The sequence below is a fragment of the Cellulomonas sp. GbtcB1 genome, assembly GCF_019091725.1.
In the GTDB taxonomy this organism is placed as follows: domain Bacteria; phylum Actinomycetota; class Actinomycetes; order Actinomycetales; family Cellulomonadaceae; genus Cellulomonas.
In genome coordinates, this window is record NZ_JAGXJG010000044.1 from 1 (window position 1) to 13,710 (window position 13,710).

The 13,710-nt window shown below is 75.6% G+C and carries 12 protein-coding genes; 10 read left to right on the top strand and 2 right to left on the bottom strand.

Translation table 11 applies throughout. The features are described from left to right. Positions 1-81: 81 nt before the first annotated feature. From KVT14_RS14740 to guaB, 3 genes are all read left to right on the top strand, one after another. The gene (locus tag KVT14_RS14740; RefSeq protein WP_217616359.1) at positions 82-759 is read left to right on the top strand and encodes a hypothetical protein; all 678 of its coding nucleotides are present in this window, start codon (positions 82-84) and stop codon (positions 757-759) included. Between the two features lie 102 nt (positions 760-861). After that, positions 862-1,557, top strand: a complete 696-nt coding sequence (locus tag KVT14_RS14745; RefSeq protein ID WP_217616360.1) for a response regulator transcription factor — start codon at positions 862-864, stop codon at positions 1,555-1,557. Between the two features lie 108 nt (positions 1,558-1,665). Next, positions 1,666-3,195 carry an IMP dehydrogenase gene (gene guaB, locus KVT14_RS14750; RefSeq protein WP_217616361.1) on the top strand — a complete coding sequence of 510 codons (1,530 nt, stop codon included), beginning with the start codon at positions 1,666-1,668 and terminating at the stop codon, positions 3,193-3,195. Positions 3,196-3,251: 56 nt separating this feature from the next. Here the strand turns inward: guaB and KVT14_RS14755 are convergent, their stop codons facing one another. Together KVT14_RS14755 and KVT14_RS14760 are read right to left on the bottom strand one after the other, a co-directional pair. Continuing rightward, positions 3,252-4,808 carry a UDP-N-acetylglucosamine 1-carboxyvinyltransferase gene (locus tag KVT14_RS14755; RefSeq protein ID WP_308161097.1) on the bottom strand — a complete coding sequence of 519 codons (1,557 nt, stop codon included), beginning with the start codon at positions 4,806-4,808 and terminating at the stop codon, positions 3,252-3,254. 164 nt (positions 4,809-4,972) lie between these two features. After that, complete coding sequence (locus KVT14_RS14760) at positions 4,973-5,962, bottom strand: exonuclease domain-containing protein (protein WP_217616363.1); 990 nt, start codon at positions 5,960-5,962, stop codon at positions 4,973-4,975. A gap of 163 nt (positions 5,963-6,125) precedes the next feature. Between KVT14_RS14760 and KVT14_RS14765 the strand changes: the two genes are divergently transcribed. The 7 genes from KVT14_RS14765 to ptsP all read left to right on the top strand — a co-directional run bounded on the left by KVT14_RS14765 (position 6,126) and on the right by ptsP (position 13,699). Further along, positions 6,126-6,680 (top strand): type 1 glutamine amidotransferase domain-containing protein, encoded by a 555-nt coding sequence (locus tag KVT14_RS14765; protein WP_217616364.1) that lies wholly within the window; start codon positions 6,126-6,128, stop codon positions 6,678-6,680. Positions 6,681-6,757: 77 nt separating this feature from the next. Further along, positions 6,758-7,882, top strand: a complete 1,125-nt coding sequence (locus KVT14_RS14770; protein ID WP_217616365.1) for a GuaB3 family IMP dehydrogenase-related protein — start codon at positions 6,758-6,760, stop codon at positions 7,880-7,882. Between the two features lie 241 nt (positions 7,883-8,123). After that, on the top strand, positions 8,124-8,885 hold the full coding sequence (locus KVT14_RS14775) for a DeoR/GlpR family DNA-binding transcription regulator (protein WP_147794306.1): 762 nt from the start codon (positions 8,124-8,126) through the stop codon (positions 8,883-8,885). Beyond that, positions 8,882-9,847, top strand: coding sequence for a 1-phosphofructokinase (pfkB, locus tag KVT14_RS14780; RefSeq protein ID WP_217616366.1), 966 nt, complete (start codon positions 8,882-8,884; stop codon positions 9,845-9,847). The genes KVT14_RS14775 and pfkB overlap by 4 nt, the downstream gene beginning before the upstream one ends. A gap of 2 nt (positions 9,848-9,849) precedes the next feature. Beyond that, on the top strand, positions 9,850-10,305 hold the full coding sequence (locus KVT14_RS14785) for a PTS sugar transporter subunit IIA (RefSeq protein ID WP_147794304.1): 456 nt from the start codon (positions 9,850-9,852) through the stop codon (positions 10,303-10,305). Then, positions 10,302-11,864, top strand: a complete 1,563-nt coding sequence (locus KVT14_RS14790; RefSeq protein ID WP_217616367.1) for a PTS fructose transporter subunit IIC — start codon at positions 10,302-10,304, stop codon at positions 11,862-11,864. Before KVT14_RS14785 ends, KVT14_RS14790 begins: the two co-directional genes overlap by 4 nt. A gap of 98 nt (positions 11,865-11,962) precedes the next feature. After that, complete coding sequence (gene ptsP, locus KVT14_RS14795; RefSeq protein WP_217616368.1) at positions 11,963-13,699, top strand: phosphoenolpyruvate--protein phosphotransferase; 1,737 nt, start codon at positions 11,963-11,965, stop codon at positions 13,697-13,699. Positions 13,700-13,710 lie beyond the last annotated feature (11 nt).

Sequence of the window (13,710 nt, forward strand, 5' to 3'; positions counted from 1 at the left end):
GTCCAGGAAGGAGCGAGCCGATGAGCACCGGGTACATCGGGAACACCGCGGGCAAGGGGGCGGTGCGGTACGCGCAGCAGCGTGCGCGCCGCGGCCGCCCCGTCCGGCGCGGCCACCGCGTCGGGCGCCCGCGCCGCCCGCCCGCCGCGCCCGGCCACGCCGACCTCCGTGATCGACGCCGCCCTCCGGGCCGACGCCGCCGAGGTGACCCGGCTGCTCGCGCTCCCGGCCGGCGGCGACCTGGTGCGCTGGTGGTCCGACCTGGTCGCGCCCGCGCGGTCCGGCATCGCGTCGCGCACGGTCCTGGCCCGCCCGGGCGACGAGCCCGACGCGCTCGTCGTCGCCGCGGCCCTCGCGGTGCTCCGGGAGCGCTCGGGCCGGGTCCCGCGGCACCCGTCGCGCCGCCGGATCGTCCTGCTGCTCGCGGCGCCGGGTGAACCTCGGCCGCTGTCCCTGCACGTGCTCGCGGGCGCGCTCGCCGACGCCGGCGTCGACGCACGGGTGGTCGCGGGGCCCACGGGGCGGCACCGGCTGCTCGAGATCGCGGCCATGACGTCGCCGTCGGCGGTGGTGCTGCTGAGCGAGCAGACGGCCCCCGACCTGGGCCTCGTCGGCGCGGTGGCGGAGGCGCACGCCGAGCTGCCGGTGTTCGTGATGGTGCCGGACGAGGCCGCCGGGGAGGTCCCGCTGGGCCACCAGGTCCACCGGGTCCGGACCGTCCCGGGCCTGGTCCACGAGGTGCTGGCCGTCTCCGCCTGACACCTGGGTTCTTCCTGGACGCTAACGTCGGCCCGGATCCGGCCGATACAGGAAGGAAGCCGGATCCGCCAGGGTCCTGGCACAGGCGGAAGGCGGAGGTCGATGGCGGGCGTCGTGGTGTGCCACGGATCGACGGCGGTGCGCGAGCGCATCGTCCTGACGGCACTCGGTGTGCCCGCGCTGGCCCCGGTGCGCGCGGCGGCGTCCGTGGACGAGCTGGTCACGCTGGCGCGGCGCGTGCCGCCGACCATCGTGCTGCTCGACGCGCACCTGCCGACCCCGGGCCCCGTGGAGGCGATCCGCCGGCTGCGCGCGGTGCCGTCGCAGTCGACCGTCGTGATGCTGGCGGTGCCCGGCGACGAGATCGCGCTGGACCGGGCGATCGCGCTCGGCGCCCGCGGGTACCTGGCCCCCGACGTCGGCCGGGCGGAGCTCGCCGCGGTCGCGGCGCACATCCTGGCGAGCCCGGGCGTCCCCGGCGCGCCCGGCGCGGTGCCGCACGACGGGCTGGCCGCCGCGCACGCCCACGGCGCCGTCGCGAGCGCCCCGACCCCGGTGGTCGCCCGGGTGGAGTTGCCCGCGCAGTCCACCGGCCGTGACGAGGTCTCGCTCACGAAGCGCGAGGTCGAGGTGCTGGTCGGCATGAGCAACGGCCGGTCGAACGCGCAGATCGGCCAGGAGCTGTTCCTGTCCGAGGACACGATCAAGACCCACGCCCGCCGGCTGTTCCGCAAGCTCGGCGCCGCCGACCGCGCACAGGCGGTGGCCATCGGGCTGCGCAAGGGCCTCATCCGCTGAGGACCGATGCGGGCGCCCCCCGGACGGGCCGTCCGCGCGCGCCCGGCGTCGCGCAGGTCACCCCGGACGGCGGCCGGGTCCTCCGACCGGCGGCCGTATCATCGGGGGATGACCGACCTGGGCACCCCTGGATCCGCCGCTCCCGCCGACCCGTTCGGCTTCATCGGTCTCACCTACGACGACGTCCTGCTGCTCCCGGGCGAGACGGACGTCATCCCGAGCGAGGTCGACACCACGACCCGGCTCACGCGTGAGATCTCCCTGTCGATCCCGCTCGTGTCCGCCGCGATGGACACCGTCACCGAGTCGCGCATGGCGATCGCCCTGGCCCGCCAGGGCGGCATCGGCGTGCTGCACCGGAACCTCTCGATCGAGGCGCAGGCCCACCAGGTCGACCTGGTGAAGCGCTCCGAGTCCGGCATGGTGTCCGACCCCGTGACCGTGGGCCCCGACGCGACGCTGGCCGAGCTCGACGCGCTCTGCGCGAAGTACCGCGTGTCCGGCCTGCCGGTCGTGGACGACGACCGCCGCCTGCTGGGCATCATCACGAACCGCGACCTGCGGTTCGTGCCGCCGGCCGAGTTCACCACCCGCCGGGTCCGCGACACGATGACGTCGATGCCGCTGATCACCGGACCGGTCGGCATCTCGAACGACGACGCCGCGGCGCTGCTCGGCAAGCACAAGGTCGAGAAGCTGCCGCTGGTCGACGCGGACGGCCGCCTGCAGGGCCTCATCACCGTCAAGGACTTCGTGAAGTCCGAGCAGTACCCGATGGCCACGAAGGACGCGAGCGGCCGCCTGGTCGTCGCCGCGGCCGTCGGCTTCTTCGGGGACGCCTGGGACCGCGTGTCCGCGCTGGTCGAGGCGGGCGTGGACGCGCTCGTCGTCGACACCGCGAACGGACACGCCCGGCTCATGCTCGACATGGTCCGCCGGATCAAGTCCGACCCGGGCACGAAGCACGTCCAGGTCATCGGCGGCAACATCGCGACCCGCGAGGGCGCGCAGGCGCTGGTCGACGCGGGTGTGGACGCGGTCAAGGTCGGCGTCGGCCCGGGCTCGATCTGCACCACCCGCGTGGTCGCCGGCGTCGGCGTCCCGCAGGTCACCGCGGTCTACGAGGCCTCGCTGGCCGCGAAGCCCGCGGGCGTCCCGGTCATCGCGGACGGCGGCCTGCAGTACTCCGGCGACATCGCGAAGGCCCTCGTGGCCGGCGCGGACAGCGTCATGGTCGGCGGCCTCATCGCCGGCTGCGACGAGTCGCCGGGCGACCTGGTGTTCGTCAACGGCAAGCAGTTCAAGCGCTACCGCGGCATGGCGTCGCTGGGCGCGATGCAGAGCCGCGGCGACCGCCGGTCGTACTCCAAGGACCGGTACTTCCAGGGCGACCTGACCGACGACGAGATCATCACCGAGGGCATCGAGGGCCAGGTCCCGTACCGCGGCCCGCTCGCGGCGGTGGCGCACCAGCTGGTCGGCGGCCTGCACCAGTCGATGTTCTACGTCGGCGCTCGCACGATCCCGCAGCTGCAGCAGCGCGGGAAGTTCGTCCGGATCACGCCGGCGGGGCTCAAGGAGTCGCACCCGCACGACGTGCAGATGATCTCGGAGTCGCCGAACTACACGGTGCGCTGAGACACGCAGAAGGGGCCGGGTGCGGATCGCACCCGGCCCCTTCTGCGTGTCGGGCGTCAGTCCCGGAACGTCTCGATCTGCGCGCCCAGCTCGACGAGCCGCTCCTGCAGCCCCTCGTACCCGCGGGCGATGATGTCGACGTTGCGCAGCACGCTCTCGCCCTTCGCCGCCAGCATGGCGAGCAGGATGACGACCGCGGGGCGCAGCGCCGGCGGGCAGGACACCTCGGCGCCCGACCAGCGGGTCGGGCCGGACACCTGCAGCCGGTGCGCGTCGAGCAGCCGGACGTCGGCGCCGAGCCGGGTGAGGTCGGTCAGGTGGATCGCCCGGCCCTCGTAGACCCAGTCGTGCACCAGCGTCGACCCGGTCGCGCACGCGGCGATCACCGCGAAGAACGGCAGGTTGTCGATGTTGAGGCCGGGGAACGGCATCGGGTGGATCTTGTCCAGCGGCGCGCGCAGCTCGCTCGGGTGCACCGTGATGTCGACGAGCCGGGTGCGGCCGTTGTGCGCGGTGTACTCCTCGGACAGCGTGTAGCGCTGGCCCATCTCGGACAGGGTCGCGAGCTCGATCTCCATGAACTCGATCGGCACCCGGCCGACGGTGATCTCGGAGCCGGTGACGATGCCCGCGGTCAGCAGGCTCATCGCCTCGACCGGGTCCTCGGACACGGCGTACTCCACGTCGGCGTCGATGTCGGCCTTGCCGTGCACCCGCAGCGTCGTGGTGCCGATGCCCTCGACCCGGACGCCCAGCAGCTCCAGGTAGAAGCACAGGTCCTGGACCATGTAGTTCGGGCTGGCGTTGCGGATGGTGGTGACGCCCGGGCGCCGGGCCGCCGCCATCAGCGCGTTCTCGGTCACGGTGTCGCCGCGCTCGGTGAGCACGATCGACAGGTTCTCGGTGCCGGGGTCGGTGACGCGGGCGAGGTAGCGGCCGCCGCTCGCGGTGACGGACAGGCCGAACGGGCGCAGCGCGATCATGTGCGGCTCGACCGTGCGGGAGCCGAGGTCGCAGCCGCCCGCGTAGGGGAGCCGGAACTCGTCCTGCTGGCCCAGGAGCGGGCCGAAGAACATGATGATCGACCGGGTGCGGCGGGCGGCGTCGACGTCGATGGCCTCGAGGTCGAGGTCCTTCGGCACGACGATCTCCAGGTCGCGGCCGTCGGCGGACCAGGTGGCGCGGACGCCGACGGACCGCAGCACGTCGACGATCCGGTCGACCTCGACGATCCGCGCGACGTTCTTGAGCCGCGTGGTGCCGCGGTTGAGCAGCGAGGCGCAGAGCAGGGCGACCGCGCCGTTCTTCGACGTGTTCACGTCGAGCCGGCCGGACAGCTGGGCGCCGCCCCGCACGCGCAGGTGGGTGTGCTGCGGGCCGCCGAGCGTGACGATCGGGGAGTCGAGCGCGGCGCCGATCCGGGTCAGCATGTCGAGGCTGAGGTTCTGCGCGCCCTGCTCGATGCGGTGCACGGCGGACTGGCTGGTGCCGAGGAGCTCGGCGAGCTGGGTCTGCGTCAGGCCGCGGTGGCGGCGCGCGGACCGGACGAGCGAGCCCACGTGGGCCAGCTGCTCGGGGAGGGTGGGGGTGACGACGGGGATGGACGAGGTCACCGTGGGGACGGCTCCGGTCGTCGGGTTGGTCAGGGTCACGACGACGACGTTAACTCATGGATGAGATATCGGCACGGCGTCGGATGGGGAGATCGTGTGCGCGGCGCGCGGTCGCGTGGAGCCCGACCTCATGGGCGGCGTTGCGCACGGGCGAACGGCGCAGGTCAGGCGATCAGCGTGTCCTGGATCGGGCGACCGGCGAACCGGCGGTCGCGGGCCGGGTCGTGCCGGATGGCGACCGGCTCCGGCGTCACGCGGACGGGGAGCGCGGGCTGGGTGGCGATCCGGCCGGTGACCCGCGCGGCGAGGTTCGGTGCCGGCGCGGCGGCGACGGGAGCGGCGACGCGCGCGACGGCGGCCGGCGCGGCGGCGACGGCTCCGGGCGCCGGAGCCGGCAGCGGCTCGAGCGGAGCGCCCGTCCCCGGCGCCCCCGCGGCGGCGGCCGCCCGCGACGCCGCGCGGCTCGGCCACGTCGACTCCGCGCCGGGGCCGGTGTGCCCGCGCTCGGCGCGCCAGGCGTTGAACGCCTCGGCCCACGCCCGGTGCGCGGTCACCTGGTAGTCGTGCAGCGAGACCAGGTCGAGGTCGCCCAGGTGCGGGAACCGCCCGACGATCCGCTCCAGCACGTCGAGGGTCGCCACCACGTCCACGTCGGCGGTGTGCAGGCTGCCGGTGTCCACCACCTGGTAGACGCCGCACAGGTCCACGAGCTTGCGCTTGCCGGACCGGTACCGGTCCTCGGCGCGGTCGAGGACGAGCGGGTCGATGACCGGGCGCAGCTCGCCGTCGAGGCGGTCCTCGACGGTCGGCAGGCCGTGCCGGCGGAGCTCGGCCTCGAGCAGGCACAGGTCGAAGGAGGCGTTGTAGGCCACGACCGGCACGCCCTCGCGGACGGCCTCGGCGATGGCGGCGGCGATCTCGTCCAGCGCCCCGCGCGGCTCGACGCCGTGCGCGCGGGCGTGCTCGGTGCTGATGCCGTGGATCGCGCTGGCGCCCTCGGGGATCTCGACGCCGGGGTCGACGAGCCAGGTGCGCACGTGGGTGCCGTCACGGTCCCGCCGGACGAGCGCGGCCGTCACGATGCGGTCGTGGTCGGTGTCCACGCCGGTGGTCTCGGTGTCGAACCCCAGCAGTGGCCCGTCGGTCCAGGTCATGCGTCTCCCTCTCCTTCCTGCGCGGCCAGCATCGCACCGGCCACCGACGCTCCCGGGGACCCCGCGCGGCGTGTGGCCCGGCCCGGATGCGACCGGCGCCCGTCCGGGTGAGGGTGGAGGCAGACCCCGCGGACCGCGGGGAGCCCCACGGAAAGGAGTCGTCATGGCCCGCCTGACCGGCCGCACCGTCGCGTTCCTCACCAGCTCGAAGGGCATCGAGGAGCCCGAGCTCACCACGCCCTGGAAGGCCGTCGCCGACGAGGGCGGCACCCCCGTCCTCGTGTCCGCCGAGGCCGGCACCGTCCGCGCGGTGAACAACGACCTCGACCCGGGCGGCGAGTACCCCGTCGACCGCACGCTCGACCAGGTGTCCGCGGACGACGTCGACGCGCTCGTCATCCCCGGCGGCACGGTGAACGCCGACACCCTCCGCACCCAGGAGGACGCGCAGGCGCTCGTGAAGGCCGTCCTCGGTGCTGGCAAGCCCGTCGCCGCGATCTGCCACGGCCCCTGGACCCTCATCGAGGCCGGCGTCGTGGACGGCGTCACGCTCACCTCGTACCCGAGCCTCGCCACCGACCTCCGGAACGCCGGCGCCACCTGGGTCGACCAGGAGGTCGTCGTGTCGCAGGCCGCCGGCGCCACGCTCATCACCTCCCGCAACCCCGACGACCTGCCGGCGTTCAGCGCGGCCGTCGTGGACGCGGTCGCGGGCTGAGCCGCACCACCCACCCGGGCCCCGTCGCGCGCCGCGGCGGGGCCCGCGTCGTGCGCCCGCGCCGGTAGCCTGTCCCGGTGAGCAACGAGATCGAGATCGGCCGCGGCAAGCGGGGACGGCGCGCATTCTCCTTCGACGACGTCGCCGTGGTGCCCTCCCGGCGCACCCGGGACCCCGAGGAGGTGTCCGTCGGCTGGCAGATCGACGCGTACCACTTCGACCTGCCGGTGCTGGCGGCGCCGATGGACTCCGTGATGAGCCCCGCGACCGCGGTCGCGCTGGGCCGCGCGGGCGGCCTGGGCGTGCTCGACCTCGAGGGACTGTGGACCCGGTACGAGGACCCGGAGCCGCTGCTGGCCCAGATCGCCGAGCTGCCGGCCGGCGAGGCGACCGCCCGGATGCAGGAGATCTACTCCGCCCCGATCCAGCCCGAGCTGATCCGCCGCCGGGTCGGCGAGGTCCGCGACGCGGGCGTGACGGTCGCCGGCGCGCTGTCGCCGCAGCGCACGCAGGAGTTCTGGAAGGACGTCGTCGACGCGGGCGTCGACCTGTTCGTCATCCGTGGCACCACGGTGTCGGCCGAGCACGTGTCCGGCCGCGCGGAGCCGCTCAACCTCAAGCGGTTCATCTACGAGCTCGACGTGCCCGTGATCGTCGGCGGCGCGTCCACCTACACCGCGGCGCTGCACCTCATGCGCACGGGCGCGGCGGGCGTGCTCGTCGGGTTCGGCGGCGGCGCGGCGCACACCACCCGGGTGTCGCTGGGCATCCACGCACCGATGGCGACCGCGGTCGCGGACGTCGCGGCCGCGCGCCGGGACTACCTCGACGAGTCGGGCGGCCGGTACGTGCACGTCATCGCCGACGGCGGCGTGGGGCGCTCGGGCGACCTGGTCAAGGCGATCGCCTGCGGCGCGGACGCGGTCATGCTCGGCGCCGCGCTGGCGCGCGCGACCGACGCCCCCGGCGGCGGCTGGCACTGGGGCCCGGAGGCGCACCACCCGCACCTGCCGCGCGGCGAGCGGGTGCAGGTCGGTCAGGCGGGCACGCTGGAGCAGGTGCTGTTCGGCCCGGGCCACACCGCGGACGGCTCGCTCAACCTCATCGGCGCGCTGCGCCGGGCGATGGCGACGACCGGGTACTCGGACGTCAAGGAGTTCCAGCGCGTGGAGATCGTGGTCTCCCCGTACCAGCCGCGCTGACGCCGGCACCCGCGCGCGCCGAGGGCCGCGGCTCCCCGAGGGGGAGCCGCGGCCCTCTGCCGTCCCTGGTGAAGCGGGCGTGGGCGGATGCCCGTTTCGTTCGCGTTTGAGTCCGAGTCGGTTTGATTGCTTGCGTTTCCGTGTCCGGCTGCGGCATGCTGGATCGCGCAGCCGCCCAGCGCCGGGCCTCCCTCGGCGCCCGGGTCGGCTGTGCAGACGACCCGGACCCGACGGAGGCGACGTGTACGCAACGGAGCGCCAGCAGCAGATCCTGGCGGCCGCGCGACGGGACGGGCGCGTGGACGTCGCCTCGCTCGCGACCACCCTCGACGTCACGCCGGAGACCGTCCGCCGCGACCTCACCGTCCTGGAGCGGCACGGCCTGGTCCGCCGGGTGCACGGCGGCGCGATCCCGGTCGAGCAGCTCGGCTTCGAGCCCGGCCTGGCGCAGCGCGAGGGCCTGCTGTCGGGGGAGAAGGACCGGATCGCCAAGGCCGCGCTGGAGGAGCTGCCGGCCGGCGGCGCGATCATCCTCGACGCGGGCACCACGACGGTCCGGCTGGCGGAGCTGCTGCCGACCGACCGCGAGCTCACCGTCGTCACGCACGCGCTCCCGGTCGCCACGGTGCTCGCGACCCGGCCCGGCATCACGCTGCACCTGGTGGGCGGCACCGTCCGCGGCCGGACGCTCGCGGCGGTCGGCACCTGGGCGCTGCGGGAGCTCGCGGACATCCACGTGGACACGGCGTTCCTCGGCACCAACGGCCTGAGCGTCGAGCACGGCCTGACCACGCCGGACCTCGCGGAGGCCGCCGTCAAGCGGGCGCTGGTGACGGCGGCGCGGCGCACGGTCGTGCTGGCCGACCACACCAAGCTCGGCCGTGCCGACTTCGCGCACGTGGCGTCGCTCGAGCAGGTCGACACGCTCGTCACCGACTCCGGGGTGATGCCCGAGCTCGCGGACGAGGTCGAGGCCGCCGGCACGCGGGTGGTGCGCGCATGACCGCCGCGGGCGCGCCGCGCGTCGTGACGCTGACCCCGAACCCGAGCCTGGACCGCGCGCTGCACCTCGAGCGGCTGGCGGTCGGCGAGGTGAACCGCGCCGCGGCCACCCACCTGCACCCCGGGGGCAAGGGCATCAACGTGTCCCGCGCGCTCGCCGCGCACGGCGTCGCGTCCCGCGCGGTCCTGCCGTCCGGCGGGCCGGACGGCGCGCAGGTCGTCGCGCTGCTGGCCGCGCAGGGCGTCGACGCACGGCCGGTGCCGGTCGCCGGCGACACCCGGTCCAACATCACGCTCACCGAGTCGAGCGGCGCGACGACCAAGATCAACGCCCCGGGCGCCGCCCTGACCCCGGACGAGGTCGCGGCGCTGCTCGCCGCGGTGGAGTCCGAGCTCGCCGGGGCGACCGCCGTGGTCGCGGCGGGCAGCCTGCCGGCCGGGCTGGGCGACGACTTCTTCACCGCCGTCGCCGACCTGGGTGCGCGGCACGGCGTCCCGGTCGTGCTGGACACCTCGGGCGCCCCGTTCGCCACCGCCGTCCGGCACGGCGGCCTCGCGCTGGTGAAGCCCAACGACGAGGAGCTCGCCGAGCTCGCGGGCCACGAGCTGGTGACCGTCGGCGACGTCCTCGCGGCCGCCCGCGCGGTCCAGGCCGTCGGCACCGCCGCCGTGCTCGTCAGCCTCGGCGCGCACGGCGCGCTCCTGGTCGCGGACGGGGGCTCCTGGTGGGCCGGCGGCCCGGGCCTGGTCCCCGTGTCGACGGTCGGCGCGGGGGACTCGACCCTCGCCGGCTACCTCGCGGCCGACGGCGCGCCCCCGGACCGGCTGCGCCGCGCGGTCGCCTGGGGCCGCGCCGCCGTCCTGCTCCCGGGCAGCGCCGTCCCGCGCCCGTCCGACGTCCGACCCGACGAGGTCGCCCTGGTGGCCGACCCCGACCCCGCCCTCGCGCTGAAGGAGCTCTGACCATGAGCCTGCCCCTGACCTCCGCCGACCTGGTCGGCGTCGACCTGGCCGCGGCCGACCGCGACGACGCGACCCGCCAGCTCATCGCCCTGCTCGCCGCCGCGGGCCGGGTCACCGACGCCGAGGGCTTCCACGCCGACGTCCGAGCCCGCGAGGCGCAGATGGCCACCGGCATGCCCGGCGGAGTCGGCCTGCCGCACGCCCGGTCCGAGCACGTGTCCGCCCCGAGCCTCGCGGTCGGCAAGCTGCGGGAGCCCGTCGACTGGGGTGCCCCGGACGGTCCCGCGCGCCTGGTGTTCCTCATCGCCGCGCCCGCGGGCGGGGACGCCGACCACCTGCAGATCCTGGCCGCGCTCGCCCGCCGGCTGGTGCACGAGTCGTTCCGGCAGTCGCTGCTCGACGCGCCCGACGCGGCGACGGTGGCCGACATCGTCCAGCGAGAGGTGGTGCCGTCATGAAGTTCGTCGCCGTGTCCTCGTGCCCCACGGGGATCGCCCACACGTACATGGCCGCGGAGGCCCTCGAGCAGGCGGGCAAGGCGGCCGGCCACGAGGTGCACGTCGAGACGCAGGGCGCCGCGGGCTCGACCCCGCTGGACCCCGCGATCATCGCCGCCGCCGACGGCGTGATCTACGCCGCGGACCTCGAGGTCCAGGCGAAGGACCGGTTCGCCGGCAAGCCGTTCGTCGACGTCGGCGTGAAGAAGGCGGTGCACGACCCGAACGGCGTGCTCGCCCAGGCCGTCGCGGCGGTCGAGGCGGGCGTGCCCGCGGCGGACGCCGCCGCGGCGGGCGCCGCACCCACCGCCGGCGGGGCCCCGCGCCCCGCGGTCAAGGTCGACCCGAACGCCGGCGTCGGCACCCGCATCAGGCAGTGGCTGATGACGGGCGTGTCGTACATGATCCCGTTCGTCGCCGCCGGCGGGATCCTCATCGCCCTCGGCTTCATGATCGCGCAGGCGGCGTGGCCCGGGAACGAGGGGCCGGTCGCGGTGACCGCCGTCCCGGTCCAGGACCTGATCACCTCGTTCAGCATCACGTCCGGCCAGGACTGGGCGGTGCTGCTCTACCAGACCGGCGCCGCCGCCTTCGGGTTCCTCGTGGCGGTGCTGTCGGGGTTCATCGCGTACGCGATCGCCGACCGGCCCGGCCTGGTGCCCGGCTTCGTCGGCGGCGCGATCTCCGTGGTGATCGGCGCGGGCTTCCTCGGCGGCCTGGTCACCGGGTTCGTCGGCGGGTTCCTCGCGCTGTGGATCAGCCGGTGGCGGGTGCCGAAGGGCGTGCGCGGCGTGATGCCGGTCGTGGTGACGCCGCTGCTGTCCTCGCTGGTCACCGGCTTCCTCATGTTCGTGGTCATCGGGCGGCCGATCGCGAACGTGATGGACGGGCTGACGAACTGGCTCAACGGCCTGTCCGGGTCGAACCTCGTGCTCATGGGCGCGCTGCTCGGCGCGATGATGGGCTTCGACCTCGGCGGCCCGATCAACAAGGTCGCGTACACCTTCGCGGTGACCGGCCTGGCGACCGAGGGGCTGACCGGGGACGCCGTGCAGTACCGGATCATGGCGGCCGTGATGGCGGCCGGCATGGTCGCCCCGCTGGCGATGGCCCTGGCGACCGTCGTCCGCAAGGCGCTGTTCACGCACGCCGAGCGGGAGAACGGCAAGGCCGCCTGGCTGCTCGGGCTGTCGTTCATCTCCGAGGGCGCGATCCCGTTCGCCGCGGCCGACCCGTGGCGGGTCATCGTGTCCTCGGTCGTCGGGTCCAGCGCCGCCGGCGCGATCACGATGGCCGTCGGCTCGGGGCTGCGGGCGCCGCACGGCGGCATCTGGGTGCTGCCGCTCATCTCGAACGCGCTCGGGTTCCTCCTGGCGGTCGCGGTCGGCATGGTGGTGACCGCGGGCATCGTGGTCGTGCTCAAGGGGCTGCGACCGAGCCCGCTGGTCGAGGCCGAGCGGGAGGCCGACGCCGCGGCCGCCGCGACCGCGCCGACCACCGCCCAGCCCGCCGTCGCCTGACGGCATCCTGGTGTCCCCGGGCCCGCCGCGGCCCGGGGACGCACGGGCGGGACCTCCGCCCCTTCACAGACCGATCTCGACGGGGAGACGCTCGCACCATGACCGACACGCGAACCGAGACGACCGCACCGCCCGCCGCCGGGACGGTGCTGCAGGGGGTGGGGGTCGGCCGCCGCGTCGCCGTCGGCCCGGTGGTGCGGGTGCGCCCCGCCCCGGCCGTGCCCGGCGACGCCCCGGTGCTCCGGGACGGCGCGCCGGTGCCCGCCGACGAGCTGCCCGACGCCGTCGCCGCCGCCTTCGCGGCCGTCGGCGACGGGCTGCGCGAGCAGGCGTCCCGCGCCACCGGCACGGTCGCCGAGGTGCTGGGCGCGACCGCGATGATGGCCGACGACCCCGCCCTGCGGGACCAGGTGCTCGGCCGGGTCCGCGGCGGTGAGCCCCCGGTCGCGGCGATCGACGCCGTGGTCGGCACCTTCGCCGCGATGTTCGAGCAGGCGGGCGGCTACCTCGCCGAGCGGGTCACCGACCTGCGCAGCGTCCGGGACCGGGTCGTCTCCCGGCTCGCCGGGCTGCCGGCGCCCGGGGTGCCCGAGCTCCGCGAGCCGTCCGTGGTCGTCGCCCTCGACCTCGCGCCCGCCGACACCGCCGCGCTCGACCTGGAGCGCGTGCTGGCCCTCGTCACCGAGGAGGGCGGCCCGACCGGGCACACCGCGATCATCGCCGGGCAGAACGGCATCCCGTGCGTCGTCCGCACCACGGGCGCGTCGGCGCTCGCGGACGGCGTCGTGGTCGGCGTGGACGCGGCGGGCGGGACCGTCCTGGTCGAGCCGTCCGCGGACGACCGCGACGCGCTGGAGGCCCGCGCCGCCGCCGAGCGCGCGCTGGAGTCCGACACCGACCCGGGCGGCACGGCCGACGGGCACCGGGTGCAGCTGCTCGCCAACATCGGCACCGCCGAGGACGCCGAGAAGCTCGTCGGCGCCGCCGTCGAGGGCGTCGGGCTGTTCCGCACCGAGGTGCTGTTCCTCGGCCGGCAGCAGGCGCCGACGGTCGACGAGCAGGCCGCCGCGTACGCGCGGGTGCTCCGCGCGCTCGGCCCGGACCGCAAGGTCGTCGTCCGGACCCTCGACGCGGGCGCCGACAAGCCGCTCGCGTTCGCCAACCTGCACGCGGAGGAGAACCCGGCGCTCGGCGTGCGCGGCTACCGGCTCGTCCGGTCCGCGCCCGGGCTGCTCACCGACCAGCTGACCGCGCTGGCGCGGTCCGGTGAGGAGACCGGGACCCAGCCGTGGGTGATGGCGCCGATGATCGCCACCCCGGCGGAGTCACGGGCGTTCGCGGACGCCGTGCACGCCGCGGGCCTGCGCACCGCCGGCGTCATGGTCGAGGTGCCCGCCGCCGCGCTGCGCGCCGCCGCGGTGCTCGACGAGGTCGACTTCGTCTCGCTCGGCACCAACGACCTGGCGCAGTACACGATGGCCGCCGACCGGCTGCGGGGCGAGCTCGTCGACCTGCTCGACGCCTGGCAGCCGGCCGTCCTGGAGCTCGTCGCGGCGACCGCCCGGGCGGGGGCGGCGAAGGAGCGCCCGGTCGGGGTGTGCGGCGAGTCCGCGTCCGACCCGCTGATGGCGCTCGTGCTCACGGGGCTCGGCGTCACCAGCCTGTCCATGTCGCCCGCCGCGCTGCCCGCGGTCCGGTTCGCGCTGCGCCGGCACACGCTCGATACGTGCCGGGCGATGGCGGGCGCCGCGCTCGCGGCGGCCGACCCGGCCGCGGGGCGCGCGGCGGTGGCGGGGCTGCTCGACCCGGAGGCGCGGGCGACGCTCGGGGTGTGAGACCGGGACCC